The sequence below is a fragment of the Lysobacter capsici genome, from assembly GCF_018732085.1.
Lineage (GTDB): Bacteria > Pseudomonadota > Gammaproteobacteria > Xanthomonadales > Xanthomonadaceae > Lysobacter > Lysobacter capsici_A.
Genome location: NZ_CP076103.1, coordinates 5,892,168 through 5,912,097, shown reverse-complemented (window position 1 = coordinate 5,912,097; position 19,930 = coordinate 5,892,168). Strand labels below are relative to the sequence as shown.

The following is a 19,930-nucleotide window of genomic DNA, read 5'->3' as shown; positions in this document are numbered from 1 at the left end:
TCCCCCGACCGTGCAACGCCATGAGCCTGCTGATCAACGCCTACTCCACGCTCGCCTCGCCGCCGGAACCGCGGTTCCTGCGCGAACCGCCGGCCCGCCGCGACCGCAGCGATCCGGAACTGGTGCCGCACCTGCAAGGCTTCGTCGGCTACGTGCTCAGCACGGTCGAAGGCATGGACGCGCGTACCTTCGGCGTGTTGCGCCATCTGCAACGCGTGCAGACGCACTACAGTTTCGAAGTCGAGGACCAGGACTTCGATGCGCTCGCCGCCTGGGGCGAAGCCGCCAACGTGCTGTGCTTCCTGCCCGACGGCAGCGTGCGCGACGCCGCCGGCAACGTGCTGGCGAGCCAGGGCGAACCGGCGGTCGAAGCCGATGCGGCCCTGCCGTACCCGCCCGATGCGCGCGAACGCAAGGCGCGCAGCGAGGCCGAACTCGAACGCCTCGGCGCGCATTCGCCGGCGCATCTGCCGCCGGTGCTCGGCGCGGGCGAGGTCCGCCTGCGCACGCCGGAGGAAACCATGCGCCGCATGCTCGCGCTGTGCGCGGTCGCGGTGCGCGCCGAATCGTTGAGTTCCGAGCCGCTGTCGTTGCAGGACATCGCGACCAAACTCGGCGCCGGCGTGGCCGCGTTGACCCCGGTCGAGCGCAGCTTCATCGAACACGACGCGCCCGACGAGGAAACCTGGGCCAACCACGGCTGGCGTTACGAAAGCGCCGCCTTGCTGCAATGGGCCCTGGGCCTGAGCGACGGCCTGCCGCCGCCGACCGCGATCTGCGATGCGGGGCAGATCGCGCGCGTCGCGATCGATCATGCCGATCAAGCGCAGATCGCCCGGGCGAGCTTGCGGCCGTTGCCGGAGTTGCTGGACGCGCTCGACGGCCTGTACCGGCGACATTGGCTGGTGCGGCAGGCGCGTCTGGACGAACGCGAGCCGCCGATCGGTCTGCATCCCAGCGTGGTGTACGAGCGTCATTACGCGTTGAATTGGCTGTTGCGGTTCGATGAGCAGGATTGGGACGAGGTGGGGACGCCTACCTGAGTGGAGCGGGGCATCCTGGCGCGTAGTCGTTCGGATGCGATCACGTCGTAGTCGAGGTGGCGCGGTCGCGGCTTGCGCCGCTCCTACAGGCAGCAGCCGTGCTTCGATCGCGCCCTGTAGGAGCGGCGCAAGCCGCGACCGCGTAACCGCATGCCCCGGCGCGATCATCAACCCCCGCATTGCGCGCACATGCCGCCAACCCCCATGCGCACACGCAGCGACCGCTCGCGCATACTGCCCGCATGAGCCTGCATATCCGCCCCGTCACCGCCGCCGACTACCCGGCGATCCTCGCCCTCAACCTCGAATCCGAAGCGCTGATGAGCCCGCTCGACGCGCAGCGCCTGGCCCGGCTGGATCGCGAATCGGTCTATCACCGCGTCGCCTGCGACGGCGACGCCGTGGTCGCGTTCCTGCTCGCGTTCGCGCAGGGCGCCGACTACGACAGCCCCAATTACCTGTGGTTTTCGCAGCGCTATCCGGCCTTTCTCTACGTCGACCGCATCGCCGTGGCCGGCCGCCACCAGGGCCGCGGGCTCGGCGGCCTGCTTTACGACGACCTGTTCGCGTTCGCGCGCGAACGCGGCTTCGCGCAGGTGACCTGCGAGTTCTACATCGTCCCGTTCAATGAAGTGTCGAGCCGCTTCCACGCGCGCTACGGCTTCGATGAGGTCGGCACGCAGTGGGTCGCCGACGGCGCCAAGCAAGTGTCCTTGCAGGTGGCATCGGTGCCGGGCGCACCGCCGGCATGATGCCGCGGCTGCATCGCGTCGGCCTGCACCTGCGTCCGATGACGATGGCCGATGCGCCGGCCTGGTTCGCCTACTTGTCGCTGCCGGGCGCGGTCGAGCACACCAGCTGGAAGCTCGACGGCATCGAGGTGTTGTACCCGGAGATCATCGCGTCCAAACCGTTCGATCGCGACGCGCCAGCGTTGTTCGCGATCGTCGACGACCTGGACGAACTGATCGGCACGGTCGGTTTCCACACCGTCTGGGAGGCGCCGCGCGGCGGCGAGATCGCCTACAACCTGCATCCCGAACACTGGGGCCGCGGGATCGCCAGCGAAGCCTGCATGGCGATCGCCGACTGGGGCCTGGACATTCGCGGTTACGACTACGTCGAGGCGTATTGCCTCGACGTCAATGTGCCCAGCCAGCACGTGCTGGAGAAATGCGGCTTCCAGCGCGATGAACTGGTGCGCGGGTTGCGTATCGTGCAGGGACGCACGCGCGATTTCTGGCGTTTCCGGCTGACTCGCGATGCGGCCGAAGGCGACGCCGGTTGAGCGCGGACACGAGCCCCGGCGACGTTCGTGTCGATGATCGCAGTACCGTAGCCACCACCCCGTATCGAATCGGAGTTCGCATGCGCCTCGTCCCGTCGATGACATCCACCGCGATCCATTGCGTTTCCGTCGTCCGTCTCGCTATCGCCGCGCCGCTGCTGTTCGCGGCGCAGGCCGCGTGCGCCGGCGACGCGCGCGCGCCGGAATTCCTCGGCTCGCCCGATCCGGCCGCGGCCACGCTGCCGTTCTCCGAAGCGGTGCGCAGCGGCGATCTGTTGTTCCTGTCGGGGCAGATCGGCACCGTGCCGGGCAGCGGCAACGCCTTGGCGAAGGGCGGCATCCGGGCCGAGGCCGAGCAGACTTTGGTCAATATCCGCAGCGTGCTCGAACGCCACGGCGCGTCGATGCGCGATGTCGTCAAATGCACGGTGTTCCTGGCCGACATAGCCGAGTGGCCGGCGTTCAACGAGGTCTATCGCACGCATTTCAGCGCGCCGTTCCCGGCGCGCAGCGCGTTGGCGGCCTCGGGCCTGGCGATGGGCGCGAAGGTCGAGGTCGAATGCATCGCGCACGTGGCCGCGCCCGCCGCGTCGCCATCGCGCAAACGCTGATGCCTGCGACGCTTCGCACTGGCGCTGCGGCGCGACGCGCGGCGCGCCCGACTCAGTCCGGATCGCGCTGCGCCAGCAAGGCGTCGAGCGCGGCGTAGCTCGCGCGCATGCCGTGTTCCATCGGCGATTGCAGCGCGCCGTCGCGCGCGGCCTGGCTGGAATACCGCACGGTGTTGCGCAGGTAGGTGCGGCCGTCGCGTTCCTCGAACACGGTGGTGCCGATGGCTTCGTCGGAGACGAAGGGCTGGACGAACTGCTCGCTGCCGAAGATGCGTTCGGGCGCCTGGATCTCGCTGTAGCTGCCGCGGATTTCCAGGTTCGCCTCGGCGTTGCGCCACAGGTAGCGGAACGCGCCGCCCGCGCGCAGGTCGATGTCGCAAACCTCCAGCGACCAGCCGCCGAACACGCCGAGCCAGCGCTTGAGCAGGGCCGGCGTGGTCCAGGCTTCGAATACGAGTTCGCGCGCTGCATCGAACTGGCGGGTGATGACGATTTCTTGGTCGCCCTGGGCGACGATCTTCAGGCTGTCGGTGCTCATGGGGTTTTCCTCTTGGTCGATGGGGTGGTGGCTGTGGCGGCGCCGCGCGCGGGTTTCGCGGCGGGCTGGTTTTCGGGGCGGACCGCGCCGGCGGCGCGCTCGCGTTTCATCTGTTCCAGCACGGCATCGAGCTGGCCGAAGCTTTGTTCCCAGAAGCGGCGGTAGGTCTCCAGCCAGGCGTTGGCGTCGCCGAGCGGCTGCGCCTGGATCCGGCACGGCCGCCGCTGCGCATCGCGGCCGCGCGCGATCAGGCCGGCGCCTTCGAGCACCTTGAGGTGCTTGGAAATCGCCGGCTGGCTCATCGCGAACGGCTCGGCGAGCTCGTTCACCGAGGCGTCGCCGAGGGCCAGGCGGGCGAGGATCGCGCGTCGGGTCGGATCGGCCAGGGCGGCGAAGGTGGCGTCGAGGCGGCTGGTGGCGGGCATTTAATAACTCAATGGTTATAGAACGTATTGGCTATATACGACGCCGGCCGCACCGGGTCAAACCCGGGCCGACGAACGGTCGAGAATCGACACCGTTTTGCGCCGCGGCCTACACTCCCCGCCTTTCCCATGGACCGACCGCGCATGCACATCCGCGCCCTGCCCCTGACCACGCTCGCCTGCCTGCTCGCCCTGGCCGCCTGCAAACCGGCGCCGCCGAGCGCGGCGTCCGCCACGCCCGCCGATGCCAGGCCCGCGGCGGCGCCGGCCGCGGCGGACGCCAAGCCGAGCGGCGCCGACGACAACCTCAACGCCGTGCTGTGGATGCAGCGTTCGGTCGAATACCGTGCGACCACCGAGACGGTCTACCGCGCCGCCGCCGACAAGCTCGACGTGGCGCTCAAGCAGCCCAACTGGGACGCGCTGGTGCCCGAGGAGCGCGGCAATTCGGCCAAGGGCCTCAAGCCGGCGGTGGTGATGGACGTCGACGAGACCGTGCTCGACAACTCGCCGTATCAGGCGCGGCTGGTCCGCGACGGCAAGGAATACGACGAAGTGACCTGGGACGCCTGGGTCGCCGAGAAGAAGGCCAAGCCGCTGCCGGGCGTGGTCGATTTCGCCAAGGCCGCGCAGGCCAAGGGCGTGACGGTGCTGTACCTGTCCAACCGCGCGGTGCATCTGAAGGACGCGACCTTGGCCAACCTGCGCCAGGCCGGCCTGCCGGTCGCCGACGATTCGGTGTTCCTCGGCCTGGGCACGGTGGTCGACGGCTGCGAGCAGAACGGCAGCGAAAAGAACTGCCGCCGCCTGCTGGCCGGCAAGCAATACCGCGTGCTGATGCAGTTCGGCGACCAGATGGGCGACTTCGTCCAGGTCGTGGCCAACACGCCCGAGGGCCGCGACGCGCTGCTGGCGCAGTACCACGACTGGTTCGGCGAACGCTGGTGGATGCTGCCGAACCCGAGCTACGGCTCGTGGGAGGCGATGACCTTCAACAACGACTACAGCCAGTCGCGCGATGCGCGCCGTCAGGCCAAGCGGGCCGCGCTGGATGTGGCGCCCTGAGTCATCTCAGGCGCCAAGGCGACTGGTGGTCAATTAAAATCAATGAGTTAAATCGCAATACTTCAGGTATTGCATTAACTAGGCCCCGCCGGTAGTCTGCGTCCATCCCGGTGCCAGCCGGGGCCATGCCACAACTCGAAATCTATCGGCGCAAGCCGATTTGCAAGGAGGCCTCGGCCTCCTTTTCTTTTTTCCGGCGATCGCTTGGCGGCCGTTGAAGTCCTGCGTCAGTAGGTGACCGTCACCACGATCGTGTCGCTGTAGGTCCCCACGTTCGGCGTCTGCGGCGCGACTCGCCCGTACACGGTCAGCGATTGCGCGGTGCCGCTGCCGGTGCCGGCCAGGGTGTCGCTGCCCAGGGTGTTGCCCCAGCGCAGGCTGCGCGGGCTGTTGCGGTACAGCTCGTAGCTGACGAACTGGCCGCCGGCGCTGCGCATGCGCCGCACCGTGCCGCTGGCGTTCAAACCGTTGTTGAGGCCGATCTGCCAGGCGGTGCGGCCGGTGCAGACCAGGCCGATCGCGGTGGTGCGGTCGACGTTGGCGGTGATCAGGCCCGGTACGTTGCCGAAGGCGAGGTCGGGCACCGGTTTGGGCGTGAGCGTGCAGGTGTTGGGCACCGGACCGTTGACAGTGAAGGGAAACTGGCTGGGCGTGCCGGTGCTGCCGCCGGTGATGCACGAGGTCGGCATCGGCGGCGTGCCGAGCACGGGTTCGGCGTATTGGTATTCGATCAGGGTGTCGGACGCGCCGGTGAAACGATTGGTGTAGCTGCCGGCGTTGAGCGCGGTCTGCGCCGGGATGCGGCCGTACAGGGTCGCGGTCAGGGTCTGGCTGCCGCCGAGCAGGACCACGGGGTAGTCGAACTGCAACGGCAGGTAGTTCGGCACCGTGGCGTTGCCGCGCGCGCCCCAGATCGCGCTGCGCGCCGCGTCGGTGTACAGCTGCATCTGCAGGGGATCGTTGAAGCCGTTGAGCATGCGCCGCGGGTTGAGGGTGCCGCCGCCGTCGGTGCCGCTGAAGATGCTCACGCACATGTTGACCCGGACTCGCGCCAGCACCGCCACCGCGCCGGTGGTGCAGGTCACGCTCAAGCTTGCGCTGCCGTCGCTGATCGCGCCGGTGGTGGCGGGAAAGGTGAGGTTGGTCATCGACGCGGTGCAGGTGGTCGCAGCAAACGCCGGCGGCGAAGCGGCCATCGCGAGCAAGGCGAACACGACGATCAGGCGGCGCAGATTCATGGCGATCGCTCCGGTGCACAGGTCAGCGGGCCGATACGCGGGATGCCCGGCCCCTGCGGATACGCGAACCGCACCCGGCACGCGCCGCTCGGCGTGTCGACGCGCAGGTCGTTGGCGTCGCCCACGCGATCGAGATAGGCCTCGCCGTCGTAGCCGACGATCGCGCTGCCGCCATCGATCAGATGCACGCGACTGCCCAGCGGCAGCGGCAGGCCCGAGGCGTCGCGCAGCACCAAGATCGCCGGGCGGATCTTGTCGATCACGAAACGCACCAAGGTGCCGGAGCGATCCTTCGGCGTCGCCTGCACTTCGACCTGACCGAGTTGCACATCGGCCGGCAGCTCCATCGGATCGATCGCGATGCGGTTGCGCTGCCAGGCGTTGAGCGGGGTGACCAGCAGCATGCCGTCGCGATCGCTGCGGCCGATCGGGCGGTTTTCGAGCAGCACCGGCACGTCGGCCACGCCGCCGGTGGACACCACCGCGAACGCATCGCTGACGTTGCGCGCGGCGAAGGCATGGCCGCCCATCCACACCAGCGAACCGCTGGCGCTGGCGTAGCCGTAATCGTTGTCGCCCTGGCGCGCGAGGCCGACGTTGAAGCGACCGTACGACGTCAGCCAACCCGCCTCGGCCAGGCCGCCTTCCTCGCCATCGCCGCCGCGCGCCTGCACCCGCCAGCCGAAGCCGCCGTCGCCCGGCACCGGGCGGCTGATGTCGATCACGCCCTGGTCGCGGTCGCGGCTGCGCTGCGCCGACACGCTGACCTGGGTGCTGCCGCGGCGGTCGCGATCCTGCAGGTTCAAGGTGAAACCCAGGTAGACGTTGCGGTCCTCGCCGCGATCCAGGTTCTGGTTGTACGACAGGCTCAGTGCGGCGCGACCGCCGAAGCTGCGGTTCCAGGTCGCGCTGGCGTAACGCGCGGCCGGTTCACTGCGATGGATCAGGCGCACGTAGCTCAGGCCGAGGCTGCCCAGTCGCGCGTCGCTCCAGCTCGCCACCGCGCGTTCGCTCACGCGCGGCGCGCCCAGTCCGTAACGCGAGGCCAGATCGCGGTAGTCGCCGCGGGTGCGTTGGGTGTCGGCGGAGATATTGAATCGTCCGTTGCTCCAGTTGTACGCCGCCGCATACAGCCAGCCGCCGTCGTTGCCGTCGCGGCCGTGCGCGAGCGAGCCGCTGATCACCCCGGCCTGGCCGAGCAGCCATACCCCGCCCACGCCGCCGTTGACCACGCCGTCGCCGCCTTCGCCGTGCGCCTCGACGGTGAAGCGGTCGCTGACGCCGTAGCGCAGGTCGCCGCTGAGCAAGGGCTCGTGGCCGTAGGCGAACGAGTCGATCGCGTAGTCCTCGCGCGCCAGGCCCAGGCTCAGCGACCAGTCCGACAGGCCCTTTGCCAGCAGTTGCTGCGCGGCGTAGAACGGGAAGTCGAGGGTGCGGGTGCGGCCGAACGCATCGGTGACCACCAGTTGCGCGTTGCCCGCGCCGGTGATGCCGGGAATCGTCGCCAGCTGGAACGGCCCCGGCGACAGCTCGCCGCTGTACTGGCGGATGCCGTTGACGTACAGGTCCACCGCCGACGGCACCGCGACTTCGCCCAGCAGGGTCGGCAGCGGGGTGGTGATGCGGTAGGGCTGCAGGCCGAAGTCGCGGCCGATGCGGATCCCGCCCAGGCGCAGCGACCGGGTCCAGTCGAGCTGGCCGCTGATCACGTCGCCGGCGGTGACGCTGAACATCGAGGCCGGCGCCGACCAGCGCCAGCTGCTGTCCAGGCGCACCGAGTCGGTGCGGCGCGGGTCGTCCTCGTTGCGATAGCTGCGGGTCACCGCGGTCTGGCTGAACACGCCGCTGCCCAGGCCGAACACGCGCAGTTCGGCGAACGCGCTGGTGCTGTCGCTGTGGCGGTCGCGGCTGGAATACAAGTCGTAGTTGAGCAGCAGCCCGGGCGAGGCGCTGGCGACCGGGACATCGGCGCCGGGCGCGTTGAGCCGGGTGGTCGCCAGCGACAGCAGCGACAGCGGTGCGTCGATCGCGACCCGCTGGCTGGCGGCGTCGTAGCGCACGCTGACGCCGGCCAGGCGGTCGGGCGCCAGGGTTTCGCCGCTGTCGCGGCCGTCGAGGCGGAAGCCGATCGCGCGCAGGGTGGCGACGCTGGCGTACAGGCGGCCCTCGCGCAGCTCGAACGGCTGCGGCGGGCCGTAGGCGGTCTGGTTGAGGCTGACTTCCAGGTACAGGGCCATGTTCGCCGCCGCCGCGGTGGCGCTGAGCGATCCGCCGCCCAGGGCTTCGCCCGCGCGCAGCACCGCCAGCGGCGGCGGTTCCGCCGCATGGCCCAGCTGCGACGCCAGGAGCAGGCCGGCCGGCATGGCGTCAGCCAGCCGGCGGGTCCAGCGCCAGCGCCTGCTCGGTGGCTTCGCCATTGATCCTCGCCTTGAGGGTGCCGCCGCCGCGCAACAGCTCGGCCGGGGCCGCCAGCGGCCAGCGCATGCGCTGGGCGGGCAGGGCGTAACCGAGCAGGCCGGACTGCAGCGCATGCCGGGTGCCGTGGGTGTCGACGAACACCAGATCGGCCAGCTGCGCGTGCTGGTCGCCGTCGTTGCGGACCTCGAGGCGGACCTGCTCGCCCTGGAAGCTCAACTGCGCGCGCAGTTTCGGCGCCGGCGCGGCGTCGCCGGCCGCGGCGAGGAACACCGGCAATGAGTAGCGCAGCACGAACTGCAGACCGGGCGGGCGGTTGACGTCGTCGGGCGGCAGCTCGTCGACGATCAGCCGGTAGCTGTCCTCGCGGGCCGGCGGCGCGCCGAGCCGGATCACCCGCACCAGTTGCCGCGCGCCGGGCGCCAGTTCGAGCATCGGCGGGCTGATCGCCAGTGCCTGGGTCGGTTCGAAGTGCTCCTCGCCGTTGGACTGGGTCCAGCGGAACACCCGCACCTGGGCCTGCAGCGTGGTCGTGCCGGTGTTGCTGAGCCACAGGCCGTCGGCGTTCTGCCGGGCCTGCAAGGTCAGCACGGTGGGCGTGACTTGCAGCCCGGCCGCGCCGGCGGGCGCGGCGATCAGGGCCAACCACAGGCCGAGTGCGATCGGGCGCAGGGCCGACAGGGCCCCGGTGGACGCGGCCGAGGCGCGGGCTGCCCGCGAAAACCGGCCGCCGCTCATCGGCCCGGCCCGGTCAGTAGGTCACCGTGGCGGTCACCAGGTCATTGTAAGTACCAGTGGGAAAATTGGCGCTCGGGGTCCGGCCGTAGACCGGCACGTTGACCGCCGCGCCGGTGCCGCTGCCGGCCAGGACGTTGCCGCCGGCGCCGGTGGTGCTGCCCCACACGTCGGCCGCGCCGCGCGCGGCGGCCCGGTACAGCTGGTACGGCACCAGATTGGCGCCGGAAGACATCTTGCGGGTGTTGACGTCGGTACCGTTCTGGCCGTTGTCGAGCGCGATCGTGTACGCCGTGCCGGGGGTGCAGTTGACGGTCAGCTGGCCCTGCTGGTCGACGTTGGTCGCGGTCGAGGCGACCGAGCCGAAATTGACGTTGGTGGCGGCGACGGTGTGGATGTCGCAGACGCTGGTGATGGTGATGGTGACGTTGAACTGGGTAGTGTCGGTGGCCGCGAAGGCGGGGCCGACGCCGGCCGAAGCCAGGACGGCAACGAACAGACAGGTGGGGGTAAGACGCATGGTCGTTCTCCTGCGCGAGACGCGCGGTGGCGAACCGACAGATGTGCCGGTTTAGTCTGTTTGGACGCATAAAACATGCCAGGACCGGCAACATATCGATCGCGGGTGCCCTTGAGGGTGATTGGGGTCACGGGATCGCCGCTCCGCCCTGTTCAGCGGTTTTTCTGCTGGACGCAGTCACTTTTCGGCGTTTCCAAAAAGCAGGCGGAACGGACGCCGCGCGTCATCTAGTGCTGGTCGGCGTCGCGATCGGTGAGCGAGCGTGAGCCGGACCCGGCTTGTGCCGGCCCGGACGCGCGGCCAAGATGCCCCACGCCTGGGGAGCCAGACCTGATGTCCATCGTCCGACGCGTCCGCACGATCTGCCTGACGACCGCCCTGCTGGTGGCGGCGGCCGGCTGCGGCCCGGACCCGGCGCCGGCCGAGCCGGTGGCGAGCCTGCCGACCCAGGCGGTGACCCAGTTGGTCGCCGACCTGCGCCGCAACGACCTGGCCGGCTACGCCCGCCACGCGGTGCCGCCGGAGCTGCATGCGCGCCTGGAAACCGCCTGGCGCGAGGGCCGCACCACCTGGCCGTTGACCGAGCTGCCCCTGCACGACCGCTTCCCGACCTTCATCGCCGCCTTGGCCGCGCAGAACGCCGAGCGCGACCTGGTGGCGAGCTTCCGCCGCCAGTTCGCCGGCGCCGACGGCGAGCTGCATTCGGCGGCCAAGACCCTGGGCGTGTTCGCGATCCAGTACGTGCGCAGCGAGGCCGTCTACAGCGACACCGAGCGCGATCACCACGCCCAGCTGATCGGTGCGATCAGCCAGTGGGCGCAGGCCACCTCGCTGGGCGACTCGGCCAAGGGCCGCGCGGCGATCCCGCAACTCGTCTCGGCCGCACGCGCGACCGGGCTGGCGGCGCCGGACGCCTTCGCCCACAACGGCATGGACCGCAGCCTGCGCCGGCTCGGCCCGTTCGTGGAGCGGCTCAAGCAGGTGCTGGGCGGCTACGGCCTGGACCTGGACGCGGCGCTGGACAGCGTCGACGCCACCCTGGCCGAACAGACCGGCGACACCGCGCGGGTCCGCATCCGCTACCAATTGGCCGGCGAACCGGTCGATGCCTACGTGCTGGTCGAACGCCGCCAGGACCGCTGGTACCTCAGCGACGTGCTGCGGCATGCCCAGGCCGAGCTCGAGGCGCCGGTGCATGCGGCTTCCGCGGCGGGGCAGCAGGCGGCGTGGGCGCAGGCTGCGGCGGCTAGGAAATCGGCGCCGGCCAAGCCGGTCGCCGCCAACAAGAACGAGACAGCGGCCAAAGTCGAGGCCCCCGAGGCTGACGCAAGCAAAACCGACGCAAGCAAAGCCGGGGACGCACCGACGCCCGCGGCCGCTCAGCCAGCCACTGCCAAACCGAGCGCAGCCGCAGCGACCCCCGCGGCAACGACCAAGCCGGCGTCTCCGCCCGCTGCTTCCGGCCCCGCAGCCGCCGCGCCGCCGAAACCCCACTAGCCGCAGCCGGCATAAGCCCCGCAGTCTTTTGTGGGAGGGCCTTCAGGCCCGACGCTTTTGTCTCAGGTCGCTTCGGACCCGCGCCGCAGCAGATCGAAAAGCATCGGGGCCCAAAGCCCCTCCCACAAAAGACCTCGCGGCTTCCGGGGCTTGCAGACCCTGAAGGCGCGGCCGCCCTTTCCCAAGCACCCGCCCATTCGGCCCAGGCGCGCGCCGAAGCCGAATAGGCATAATGCCGGGGATGCCGAAACAGACGCCCCTGCCTTTTCCCGACGCCGCCGCGACCGATCCCCACGCGACGGACGGTGCTGCCGCACGCACGCCGGCCGACCCGATCGAGCCCTCCGTTGCCGATGCCGATCCGGCGTCCTCTTCCGACCCCCTTTCCGCCATGCCCGACCCGACCCCACCCGTCGACCCCGGGCTCGATGCCGGCGACCCGACCGCAGCCGGCGTAGAACCCGGCGCGACCTCGTTGCCCGGCGCGCCCGACCCGGCCGCCTGGCCTGACTCGACCGAGCCGGCTCCGGTCGATCCCGTCCGGGTCGATCCGATCCCGTCCGAACAACTTACGGCCGATCCCGCATCGGGCGAACCCAACGCATCCCTACCATCCGAGGTCGAGCCGCTCGTGCCCGACGCAACCGGCGCCGCCACCCCGCCGTCCAACGATCCGACAGACACGGCCTCGACCTCTCCCGAACCTCGCGCCGCCGAGCAGCAGCACGCCTCCGCTCCCGTCGCCCCCCCCAGCCACCCAACCGACGAACCCACCCACCAGGCCGAACTGCCGATGGCCGCGCCCGCACCGCCCGCGCCCGAACCATCCGCCCAGGCCACCCAGGCCACCCAGGCCGCCACCAAGCACCGCCCATGGTGGGCGCGCCTGCTCGGCCAGCTGATGGCGCCGTGGGTGTCGCTGACGATCGAGCCCAAGACCCCCTCGGAGCACATCGCCGAGGAATGGAACGGCCGCCCGGTCTGCTACGTGCTCGAGGACTACGGCCTGTCCAACGCGCTGATCCTGGAACGCGCCTGCATCGAAAGCGGCCTGCCGTCGCCGCTGCAGCCGCTGCCGGGCGACCCGCTGGGCCGCAAGCGTGCCTATGTCGCGCTGTCGCGGCGCAACGCCGGCACCCTGGCGCCGTCCGGCCCGCCGTCGGCCAAGACCCATTCGGGCTCGCTCGCGCGCCTGCTCGACGCGCACCGCGCCGACCCGGCGCTGGACGTGCAACTGGTGCCGGTGTCGATCTTCGTCGGCCGCGCGCCGGACCGCAGCAGCGGCTGGTTCTCGGTGCTGTTCTCGGAAAACTGGACCCTGGTCGGCCGCTTCCGCCGGCTGCTCGCGATCGCGCTCAACGGCCGCCATACCATGGTCCGGTTCTCGCCGCCGGTGTCGCTGCGCGGCATCGTCGACGAAGGGCTGGAACCCGAACGCACCGTGCGCAAGCTCTCGCGCGTGCTGCGCACCCACTTCCGCCGCATCCGCGCGGCGGTGATCGGGCCCGACCTGTCGACCCGGCGCATGCTGATCGACCGCGTGCTCGCCGCCGAGCCGGTCAAGGAAGCGATCGCCGACCAGGCCCGCCGCGACAGCAGCTCCAGCGCCGAAGCGTGGAAGAAAGCCCACGCGATCGCCTACGAAATCGCCGCCGACTATTCGCACCCGGTGGTGCGTTCGCTGAGCTTCATCCTCACCCCGGTGTGGAACCGCATCTATCGCGGCGTGCTGGTGCATCACCTCGACCAGCTCAAGCAGGACGCGCCCGGCCACGAAGTCGTCTACGTGCCCTGCCATCGCAGCCACATGGACTACCTGCTGCTGAGCTATCTGCTCTACGCCAAGGGCATCGTGCCGCCGCACATCGTCGCCGGCATCAATCTCAACCTGCCGGTGATCGGCGGCATCCTGCGCCGCGGCGGCGCGTTCTTCATCCGCCGCAGCATCCGCGGCAGCGTGCTGTATTCGGCGATCCTCAGCGAGTACGTCGCGCAGTTGGTCTCCGGCGGCTATTCGATCGAATACTTCATCGAAGGCGGACGCTCGCGCACCGGCCGATTGCTGCAGCCCAAGGGCGGCATGATCGTGATGACCGTGCGCGGCTTCCTGCGCCAGCCGACCCGTCCGGTGCTGTTCCAGCCGATCTACGTCGGCTACGAAAAGCTCATGGAAGGCAACAGCTACCTCGACGAGCTGTCGGGCAAGCCGAAGGAAAAGGAATCGATCTGGCAGCTGCTGTGGGGCATCCCCAAGGTGCTGCGCTCCAACTACGGCCAGGTGGTGGTGAACTTCGGCGAGCCGATCCGGCTCAACGACATGCTCGCCACCCACGCGCCCGAGTGGGACGGCCGTCCGCTCGACGAAGAAGACAAGCCGGCGTGGCTGTCGGCCACGGTCGACGCGCTGGCCGAGCAGATCCAGATCAACGTCAACCGCGCCGCCGACGTCAACCCGATCAACCTGCTGGCGCTGGCGCTGTTGTCCACGCCCAAGCACGCGATGGGCGAGGCCGACCTGCTCGCGCAGATCGCGCTGTCGAAGACCCTGCTGGCCGAGTTGCCGTACTCCGACCGCGTCACCGTCACCCCGCACACGCCGCAGGAAATCGTCGCCCACGGCGAAGAGATCAACGTGCTGCAACGCGTCGCCCATCCGCTCGGCGACGTGCTCGGCGTCGACGGCGACGACAAGGCGGTGTTGCTCAGTTACTTCCGCAACAACGTGCTGCACCTGTTCACCGCGGCCTCGTGGATCGCCTGCTGCTTCCAGCACAACCGGCGCATGAGCCTGGCCGGCGTGCTGCGCCTGGGCCGCAGCGTGTACCCGTTCCTGCAGGCCGAACTGTTCCTGCCGTGGAGCGAGGAAGAATTCACCCAGCGCCTGTCGCGCACGGTCGACGTGTTCGTGCGCGAAGGCTTGCTCGAACGCGTCAGCGACGACGACGGCGGCATCCTCGCGCGCAACGCCGGCCAGACCGACGAAGTGTTCCGCCTGCGCGCGATCGGCCACTCGCTGCAACAGGCGTTCGAGCGCTATTACATCGCCATCTCGGTGCTGGTGAAGAACGGCCCGGGTACGATGTCGGCCGGCGAACTCGAAAGCCTGTGCCAGCTCGCCGCGCAGCGCCTGTCGCTGCTGTACGCGCCGGCCGCGCCGGAATTCTTCGACAAGACCCTGTTCCGCGGCTTCATCCAGAAACTGCGCGAACTCAAGCTGGTGTGGCCCGACAGCGAAGGCAAGCTCGCCTTCGACCAGCGCCTGGACGCGTGGGCGAAGGACGCGAAGGTGATCCTCGGCCGCGAACTGCGGCATACGATCGAGAAGATCAGTCCGGAGATGGCCAAGCCGGTCGTGGAAACGCCGCCGGCCGCGGCCTGATCGACGCAGTTCGGCGACATCGCGCGGCCACGGCGGCGCGCGATTGTTCCAGGCCACGGGGGCGTGGATACTGGCGCGGCTTCTCGGGAGGAGAAGCCGTTGCAGATCGCGCTTGCCCGAGCAAGCGCCCACAGGGGGTTGGGTACATGATCAAGATCAAGACTGCGCCGCTCGCGGCGGGCGTGCTCATGCTCGCGTTGAGCACCGCCGCGCAGGCGGCCAGCAAGGAAATCGATGGCTACCGATCCGAGCGCGCGTCGCTCGCGGCGAGTCTGCCGGTGCATATCGTCGCCCTCGATCGGCAAGTGCGGCCGCAGATCGATTTCGTCTATCAGGATGTGTCGCGCTACATGCCGGGTTATCCGGGCGGCACGCAGCAGTTCAATTCCGGCATGAGCACCGGGCAGGCGATAGGCGTCAATGTCCTCGGCGGGCTGATCGCGAGCGCGATCGTCAACGGCGCGGCGTATTCCGAGGCCAAGACCCGCGCCGTCGCTGCTTACCAACCGCTCCAGCAGGCGCGGTGCGACCTGCCGGTCGATGCGCCCTTGCAGCAGGCCGTGCGCGACGCGATCGCGCGCGCGCCCTGGGGCGCGGGCGTGGCGGTGAACCTGACCGACGGCGAAGACGACGCGTGGGAAAAACGCATTCCCAAGGATCAACCGCGGCAGATATTCACCATCACTTCGAGCCTGTCTCCGGGCCTGACCGCCCTGGTGACCTCGGTCGATGTCGCCGCGTACGTGCCCGAGGGCGAGGCCAAGCCGGCGTGGCGGAAGAAACCGTTGTGGCGCGATCACTTCATCGTCGTGTCCGATTGGCTGGACCTCCCGCCCAAGACCGTCGCCGAGATCGAGCAACTGGTGGCGCAGGAAGAACGGCGTTTCGCCGACAGCGGCGCGCAAGCGATGGTCGCGCGGGTCAAGGAAAAAGGCCGCGTGGGACGCAGCTCCGAACTGCGCGAAGCCGCCGACGCGCGCAAGCTGCACGAAAAGAATCTGGAACTCGCGCGCGAGGAGAGCTGGTCGGCGGAGATCGAGGACCAGCGCCGCGCACGGCTATGGAGCGAGAACGATTGCGCGCGCCTGCGCTCGGCGATCGATCTGACCGGAGTGGAACTCGGGCGCATGCTCGATGCGTTGTATGCCCAGCAGTTACCGGCGCGGCGGTCGTCGAAAGAATTGGACAACGCGTTCGAGCGGCCGGGCGAGCGGCAGATACGCGCGTTGCCGGGTGGGGTCTACGTCTCGCGTAACGAAGGCGGTTCGGTGAACCTGAATTTCCGTTACAGCCTGTTGCCGCTGAAGGACTCGAAGCCCGCCGATCGCCCGTCGCCGGCGTCCGCCCGCGGCGCCGACGCTACGGCGCCGAAACAGCACCCAGCGCAGGATGCGCCGACCGCGAACCAGTAGCGGCTCTGCGTCGAGCGCATCGACCCGGCCGGCAACGGCCGGGTCTCTGATATTCGTCACTGCAAGGACCGTGTCGGCGCGGGTTACCATCGCCCGACTTCGATCCGGCCCCGCGGATGTCCACGAGCACGATTCCGACCAGCGTCTTGTCTTCGGCCTCCGACCCGTCCGCCATTCGGGATGGCGGCAGCCACCCGTGGCTCGAAATCCCCCAGCTCAGCGCCCGCCTGCTACGGCGCCATTGGCCCGCGCTGGCATTCTGGTTCTTCGCCCAGCGGGTCTGCTACGACCTGTTGATGCAGCTGTCGGTGAAGCTCGGCGAGCGCTCGGTGCTGCTGTCGTTCGCGGCGCTGTCGGTGCTGATCGTGACCCAGCTGGCCGGCACCATCCTGATGTTCCAGTCGCTGCGGCCGTCGCTGCCGATGCTCGCCGGCGGCGCGACCACGCCCGACACCGCGGCGGTGCGCAAGCAATGGATCACCGCGCTGGCGATCGCGATGCTGCCGTTCTTCGCCTATTACGCCGGCTGGGGCCTGCTCGAGGATCTGCGCCGCAACTTCCGCACCCACTACACCTTCAGCGTGTGGGACAAGGAAAACCTGCATCAGGTGCTCAAGCTCAAGGGCCTGTGGATCGCGCTCGCGGTGGCCTGGGTGGTGCGCTGGTTCAGCAAGCGACGCGCGACCGCGACCGGGCATGCGCTGTGGAACGTGATCGCGACCAGTTGCGAGGCGTACTGGGTGTTCGTCGGCGCGGCGGCGATCGCGCAGCTGATCAAGAGCGGGCAAGATTGGTGGCACGAGCGCGTCGTGTATGTCGCGGCGACGGAGTGGTGGGAAAGCCCGACCGCGTTGTTCAAGCTGCTGGCGCCGAGCAAGCGCGCGCTGGCGCCGCTGTGGGATTTCGTCTCCACCGCCGCCGGCGCGATCGCCCTGCCGCTGATCTGGCTGGCGATCACCGCGATCATCTACGGCATCGACCTGCGCCGCGCGCAGCGCATCGACGCGGCCGACGAACGCCTGGGCCGGGTCGCCGAGCGCTTCAAGTCGATGCATTTCACCCTGCGCATGCTCGCCGACAAGGCCAGCGCCGGCTGGAGCAGCAAGGGCGTGCCGGTGGTCAACAGCCTGCGCCTGGTGCTGCGCGCGGGCCTGCCGGCCTTGCTGACCTTGTGCGTGTGCTGGCAACTGCTGGCCTACATCGATTCGTGGTCGTGGCGGCTGATGCAGCAGTTCGTCGGGCCGCAGGACCCGCAATGGCAGAGCGTGATCGGCCAGCCGTTCGCGGTGTTCCTCAACACCCCGTTGTCGTTCCGCACCTCGCTGCTGACCGATGTGCTGCGGGTGGTGTTGCTGGCGGCGACGTTCGATCGGGCGATTGCGCGATTGCCGCGCGCTTGATCGAAGCGCCTTTGGGGGGAGAAAGGGCGCCGCTGTGATAGATCGTCGCGAAGTTTTTGGTGGGAGGGCCTTCAGGCCCGACGCTTTTGTCTCAGACCACTTCGAATCCACGCCGCGCCGGACCGAACAGCGTCGGGGCTGAAGCCCCTACCACAAAAGACCTCGCGGCTTTCGGTTGCAGACTTCGAGTTACAGCGGTGCAAAGCAGAAAAACGCACTGCTTGTGAACCTTCGCCGGCCCGAAGTTTTTTGTGGGAGGGCCTTCAGGCCCGACGCTTTTGTTTCCGATCGCGACTAATCCATGTCGCGGCGGACCGAAGAGCGTCGGGGCTGAAGCCCCTCCCACAAGAGACTTCGGTGCTGAAGCCTCCCGCGCAAAAAACGAGAGTTCGCCAGGTGACTGTCGGACTTACAGCTTGAAACGCAAGTAACGGCCCTTGTCGGTCTGCAGCGGCCCGAATTCGATGCGTGCCTCCAGTCCTTCCAGCTTCTGCGTGCGCGGCAACACATAGGCATGCTGGAACGCGAACGGCCGGCCCGGCACCGCCAGCACCGATTTGAATTGTGCGTCGTAGCCGCTGCCGCAACTGGTCGGCAGCTTCGGCCCACCCAGGCGCGGCAAGCCGACCGGGCCGGCTTCCCACTGCCGGCCCCGCGCATCGGCGATGCGGCCGCGGCAGGTGTCGAGGGTTTTGATCGGGGTGCCCGAATCGGGGATCACCTCGAAACGCACCAACAGCACGCCGGCGTCCTTGCGCAGCGGACCGAGGATGCGCGGGTCGCGCGGAGCCAGCGCCTCGGCTTCGACCAGGCGCCAGCGCGCGCCTTCGAACTGCACCCAGTCGTGCTTCGATGCGTCGATCGCGATGCTCGGATTGCGCGCTCGGTATTCGTTCAAGGCGTCGTGGTACGGCGCATAGATCGCGATGCCGCCGAGCACCGCGGTGCCGATCAGCCAGCCGGTGTTGCGCCGCCACCACCCGATCGCGGCGGGTTGGACGGAAGGGGCTGCGACCGGCTTGGCGGGGATTTCGATGCTCATCAGCGCAGGTCCAATACCGGTTTCGCCTCGGCCAGCAGCTTGCGCGCGCGCGCCGCGTCGATGCCCAGGTCGACATCGACCAGGCTGTCGCCGCCCTGCGGCAGGCCGCTGCCCCAATACAGTTGCAGGTGCGCGCCTTCGAGCCGGTCGGCCGGCACTTCGAAGAACCAGGCGCCGTTCTCGGGCAGGCCCGGTGCGACCGGCCGTTCGCTCAGGTTCACCCCGCGCAGCTTGGGCCGCTCGGCGCTGGACGCGGCATAGACCAGTCCGTCGCGGGTCAGCAATTGCGCCTGGACATAGCCCGGGCGCTGGGTGGCTTCGACCGTGGCCACCACCGACAGCCACAGGCCCGGCGTGCGCAGCAGCAGATCTTCCGAACGGCTGAAGTCGCCCTTGAGCAGGTAGGCGCGCGCGGCCTTGAAGCCGCTCACGTCGACGGCGAAATTGCGGCCTTCGGCGCGGCCCAATCCGCTCGCGCGCTGCACCAGCGGCGCGTCGCGCTGTTCGTAGCTCGACTCGCCCTTGCGCAGCGCGACCACCGCGATCAGCGCCAGCACGATCCACAGCGCATCGCGCCAACGCCAGCGCGCCCGCAGGCCGGTGCCGGAGGTCGTCGTCGTGCTCATGGCGCCACCGCCCGGTCGCGCAGGTCCTGCACCGGAATCAGGAACTTGGCCGCCGGCTTGCCCTGCACCCAGGCGCCCTCGTCGTTGATGTAGGCCTTGGCCTTGTAGGCGCGCGCGAACACGCCCCAGGTCTGCTGCGGCGCGTGGACATAGGTCTTGGGCAGGTTCCAGACCAGATCGACCCGTTGTTTCAGGCGCGGATGCAGGTCGGCGGCGACGCTGTGGTCGTCGGACATCAGCAGCAGGTCGGGCTGGATCGGCTCGCGCTTGGCCGACACCAGGATCACGTCCTCGCGCGGGTAGCCGAAGCCATTGAAACTGCGCGGCGTGCGGTTCTCGATCTCGACCTGCAACACCAGGTACAGCTTGCCCGGATCGAAGCGGTCGACCTGGCCGCCGGGTTTGTAGCGCGCGACCCAGGCGCGCAGCGGCGTCACCGCCATCGCCTCGCCCTGGTAGCGGTGGCCGGCCGAATACTGCGGCAGGGGCTTGCTGGTGCTCTTGGCCTGCTTGAAACCGCCCAGGGCGAAGGTGACCACGAGCGCGACCAGTGCGACCGCCGCGGCGCCTTGCCACCACGGACTGCGCGCCGCCTTGACCAGTTCGTCCTTGTTCGCCATGCAACCGCCCGATTTCGAGTGGCGGCACCGTAGCACGAGGCAAGGGGGTGGCTGCAGCTGGGTTTCGCACTAGCTG

General features: G+C 69.3%; 19 protein-coding genes and 1 pseudogene. 10 read left to right on the top strand and 10 right to left on the bottom strand.

Annotation, left to right across the window (positions count from 1 at the left end):
* Positions 1–20: 20 nt before the first annotated feature.
* The 4 genes from KME82_RS24560 (at position 21) to KME82_RS24545 (ending at position 2,942) form a co-directional block, all read left to right on the top strand.
* Positions 21–1,043: a DUF4272 domain-containing protein gene (locus tag KME82_RS24560; protein ID WP_215496353.1), complete on the top strand. Its 1,023-nt coding sequence runs from the start codon at positions 21–23 to the stop codon at positions 1,041–1,043.
* 242 nt (positions 1,044–1,285) lie between these two features.
* On the top strand, positions 1,286–1,795 hold the full coding sequence (locus KME82_RS24555; RefSeq protein WP_215496352.1) for a GNAT family N-acetyltransferase: 510 nt from the start codon (positions 1,286–1,288) through the stop codon (positions 1,793–1,795).
* Positions 1,792–2,331 (top strand): GNAT family N-acetyltransferase, encoded by a 540-nt coding sequence (locus KME82_RS24550; RefSeq protein WP_215496351.1) that lies wholly within the window; start codon positions 1,792–1,794, stop codon positions 2,329–2,331. The genes KME82_RS24555 and KME82_RS24550 overlap by 4 nt, the downstream gene beginning before the upstream one ends.
* An 80-nt stretch (positions 2,332–2,411) precedes the next feature.
* Positions 2,412–2,942: a RidA family protein gene (locus KME82_RS24545; protein ID WP_252255519.1), complete on the top strand. Its 531-nt coding sequence runs from the start codon at positions 2,412–2,414 to the stop codon at positions 2,940–2,942.
* 52 nt (positions 2,943–2,994) lie between these two features.
* Here the strand turns inward: KME82_RS24545 and KME82_RS24540 are convergent, their stop codons facing one another.
* Entirely contained in the window at positions 2,995–3,480 is a 486-nt protein-coding gene (locus tag KME82_RS24540) for an SRPBCC family protein (RefSeq protein WP_215496350.1), read from the bottom strand.
* Entirely contained in the window at positions 3,477–3,905 is a 429-nt protein-coding gene (locus KME82_RS24535) for an ArsR/SmtB family transcription factor (protein WP_215496349.1), read from the bottom strand. Before KME82_RS24535 ends, KME82_RS24540 begins: the two co-directional genes overlap by 4 nt.
* A 129-nt stretch (positions 3,906–4,034) precedes the next feature.
* On the opposite strand from KME82_RS24535, the gene KME82_RS24530 reads away from it, so the two are divergent.
* Positions 4,035–4,970 carry a 5'-nucleotidase, lipoprotein e(P4) family gene (locus KME82_RS24530; RefSeq protein ID WP_215496348.1) on the top strand — a complete coding sequence of 312 codons (936 nt, stop codon included), beginning with the start codon at positions 4,035–4,037 and terminating at the stop codon, positions 4,968–4,970.
* A 227-nt stretch (positions 4,971–5,197) separates the two neighbouring features.
* Here KME82_RS24530 and KME82_RS24525 read toward each other — a convergent pair whose 3' ends face one another.
* Genes KME82_RS24525 through KME82_RS24510 form a run of 4 tightly spaced genes read right to left on the bottom strand, consistent with a single transcriptional unit; the run spans position 5,198 to position 9,878 of the window.
* Complete coding sequence (locus KME82_RS24525) at positions 5,198–6,208, bottom strand: Csu type fimbrial protein (RefSeq protein WP_215496347.1); 1,011 nt, start codon at positions 6,206–6,208, stop codon at positions 5,198–5,200.
* On the bottom strand, positions 6,205–8,625 hold the full coding sequence (locus KME82_RS24520; RefSeq protein WP_215496346.1) for a fimbria/pilus outer membrane usher protein: 2,421 nt from the start codon (positions 8,623–8,625) through the stop codon (positions 6,205–6,207). Before KME82_RS24520 ends, KME82_RS24525 begins: the two co-directional genes overlap by 4 nt.
* Positions 8,576–9,361, bottom strand: a complete 786-nt coding sequence (locus KME82_RS24515; RefSeq protein WP_215496345.1) for a fimbrial biogenesis chaperone — start codon at positions 9,359–9,361, stop codon at positions 8,576–8,578. The genes KME82_RS24520 and KME82_RS24515 overlap by 50 nt, the downstream gene beginning before the upstream one ends.
* A 13-nt stretch (positions 9,362–9,374) precedes the next feature.
* Entirely contained in the window at positions 9,375–9,878 is a 504-nt protein-coding gene (locus KME82_RS24510; RefSeq protein WP_215496344.1) for a Csu type fimbrial protein, read from the bottom strand.
* Between the two features lie 333 nt (positions 9,879–10,211).
* Between KME82_RS24510 and KME82_RS24505 the strand changes: the two genes are divergently transcribed.
* The 4 genes from KME82_RS24505 (at position 10,212) to KME82_RS24490 (ending at position 17,566) form a co-directional block, all read left to right on the top strand.
* Positions 10,212–11,375, top strand: a complete 1,164-nt coding sequence (locus KME82_RS24505) for a hypothetical protein (protein ID WP_215496343.1) — start codon at positions 10,212–10,214, stop codon at positions 11,373–11,375.
* A 391-nt stretch (positions 11,376–11,766) separates the two neighbouring features.
* On the top strand, positions 11,767–14,754 hold the full coding sequence (gene plsB / locus KME82_RS24500) for a glycerol-3-phosphate 1-O-acyltransferase PlsB (protein ID WP_215496342.1): 2,988 nt from the start codon (positions 11,767–11,769) through the stop codon (positions 14,752–14,754).
* A gap of 146 nt (positions 14,755–14,900) precedes the next feature.
* Positions 14,901–16,166 (top strand): hypothetical protein, encoded by a 1,266-nt coding sequence (locus KME82_RS24495; protein ID WP_215496341.1) that lies wholly within the window; start codon positions 14,901–14,903, stop codon positions 16,164–16,166.
* 116 nt (positions 16,167–16,282) lie between these two features.
* The gene (locus KME82_RS24490; protein WP_215496340.1) at positions 16,283–17,566 is read left to right on the top strand and encodes a hypothetical protein; all 1,284 of its coding nucleotides are present in this window, start codon (positions 16,283–16,285) and stop codon (positions 17,564–17,566) included.
* Positions 17,567–17,657: 91 nt separating this feature from the next.
* Here the strand turns inward: KME82_RS24490 and KME82_RS27305 are convergent.
* Positions 17,658–17,900, bottom strand: a pseudogene (locus KME82_RS27305) (DUF6053 domain-containing protein); the annotation flags it as partial.
* Between KME82_RS27305 and KME82_RS27300 the strand changes: the two are divergent.
* Positions 17,818–17,997, top strand: a complete 180-nt coding sequence (locus tag KME82_RS27300) for a DUF6053 domain-containing protein (RefSeq protein WP_430538762.1) — start codon at positions 17,818–17,820, stop codon at positions 17,995–17,997. The pseudogene KME82_RS27305 and the gene KME82_RS27300 overlap by 83 nt on opposite strands.
* On the opposite strand, the gene KME82_RS24485 is transcribed toward KME82_RS27300, so the two are convergent.
* From KME82_RS24485 to KME82_RS24475, 3 genes are read right to left on the bottom strand one after another with little or no spacing between them, the layout of a single operon-like run.
* On the bottom strand, positions 17,976–18,608 hold the full coding sequence (locus KME82_RS24485) for a hypothetical protein (protein ID WP_215496339.1): 633 nt from the start codon (positions 18,606–18,608) through the stop codon (positions 17,976–17,978). The genes KME82_RS27300 and KME82_RS24485 overlap by 22 nt on opposite strands.
* Complete coding sequence (locus KME82_RS24480) at positions 18,608–19,234, bottom strand: hypothetical protein (RefSeq protein ID WP_215496338.1); 627 nt, start codon at positions 19,232–19,234, stop codon at positions 18,608–18,610. The genes KME82_RS24485 and KME82_RS24480 overlap by 1 nt, the downstream gene beginning before the upstream one ends.
* Positions 19,231–19,854: a hypothetical protein gene (locus KME82_RS24475; RefSeq protein ID WP_215496337.1), complete on the bottom strand. Its 624-nt coding sequence runs from the start codon at positions 19,852–19,854 to the stop codon at positions 19,231–19,233. The genes KME82_RS24480 and KME82_RS24475 overlap by 4 nt, the downstream gene beginning before the upstream one ends.
* Positions 19,855–19,930 lie beyond the last annotated feature (76 nt).

Excerpts from the sequence above, each read along its gene's own strand:
- KME82_RS24560 (WP_215496353.1), top strand. The coding sequence starts at position 21 with ATGAGCCTGCTGATCAACGCCTACTCCACGCTCGCCTCGCCGCCGGAA.
- KME82_RS24555 (WP_215496352.1), top strand. The coding sequence starts at position 1,286 with ATGAGCCTGCATATCCGCCCCGTCACCGCCGCCGACTACCCGGCGATC.
- KME82_RS24550 (WP_215496351.1), top strand. The coding sequence starts at position 1,792 with ATGATGCCGCGGCTGCATCGCGTCGGCCTGCACCTGCGTCCGATGACG.
- KME82_RS24545 (WP_252255519.1), top strand. The coding sequence starts at position 2,412 with ATGCGCCTCGTCCCGTCGATGACATCCACCGCGATCCATTGCGTTTCC.
- KME82_RS24540 (WP_215496350.1), bottom strand. The coding sequence starts at position 3,480 with ATGAGCACCGACAGCCTGAAGATCGTCGCCCAGGGCGACCAAGAAATC.
- KME82_RS24535 (WP_215496349.1), bottom strand. The coding sequence starts at position 3,905 with ATGCCCGCCACCAGCCGCCTCGACGCCACCTTCGCCGCCCTGGCCGAT.
- KME82_RS24530 (WP_215496348.1), top strand. The coding sequence starts at position 4,035 with ATGGACCGACCGCGCATGCACATCCGCGCCCTGCCCCTGACCACGCTC.
- KME82_RS24525 (WP_215496347.1), bottom strand. The coding sequence starts at position 6,208 with ATGAATCTGCGCCGCCTGATCGTCGTGTTCGCCTTGCTCGCGATGGCC.
- KME82_RS24520 (WP_215496346.1), bottom strand. The coding sequence starts at position 8,625 with ATGGCGAAGCCACCGAGCAGGCGCTGGCGCTGGACCCGCCGGCTGGCT.
- KME82_RS24515 (WP_215496345.1), bottom strand. The coding sequence starts at position 9,361 with ATGAGCGGCGGCCGGTTTTCGCGGGCAGCCCGCGCCTCGGCCGCGTCC.
- KME82_RS24510 (WP_215496344.1), bottom strand. The coding sequence starts at position 9,878 with ATGCGTCTTACCCCCACCTGTCTGTTCGTTGCCGTCCTGGCTTCGGCC.
- KME82_RS24505 (WP_215496343.1), top strand. The coding sequence starts at position 10,212 with ATGTCCATCGTCCGACGCGTCCGCACGATCTGCCTGACGACCGCCCTG.
- plsB (WP_215496342.1), top strand. The coding sequence starts at position 11,767 with ATGCCCGACCCGACCCCACCCGTCGACCCCGGGCTCGATGCCGGCGAC.
- KME82_RS24495 (WP_215496341.1), top strand. The coding sequence starts at position 14,901 with ATGATCAAGATCAAGACTGCGCCGCTCGCGGCGGGCGTGCTCATGCTC.
- KME82_RS24490 (WP_215496340.1), top strand. The coding sequence starts at position 16,283 with ATGTCCACGAGCACGATTCCGACCAGCGTCTTGTCTTCGGCCTCCGAC.
- KME82_RS24485 (WP_215496339.1), bottom strand. The coding sequence starts at position 18,608 with ATGAGCATCGAAATCCCCGCCAAGCCGGTCGCAGCCCCTTCCGTCCAA.
- KME82_RS24480 (WP_215496338.1), bottom strand. The coding sequence starts at position 19,234 with ATGAGCACGACGACGACCTCCGGCACCGGCCTGCGGGCGCGCTGGCGT.
- KME82_RS24475 (WP_215496337.1), bottom strand. The coding sequence starts at position 19,854 with ATGGCGAACAAGGACGAACTGGTCAAGGCGGCGCGCAGTCCGTGGTGG.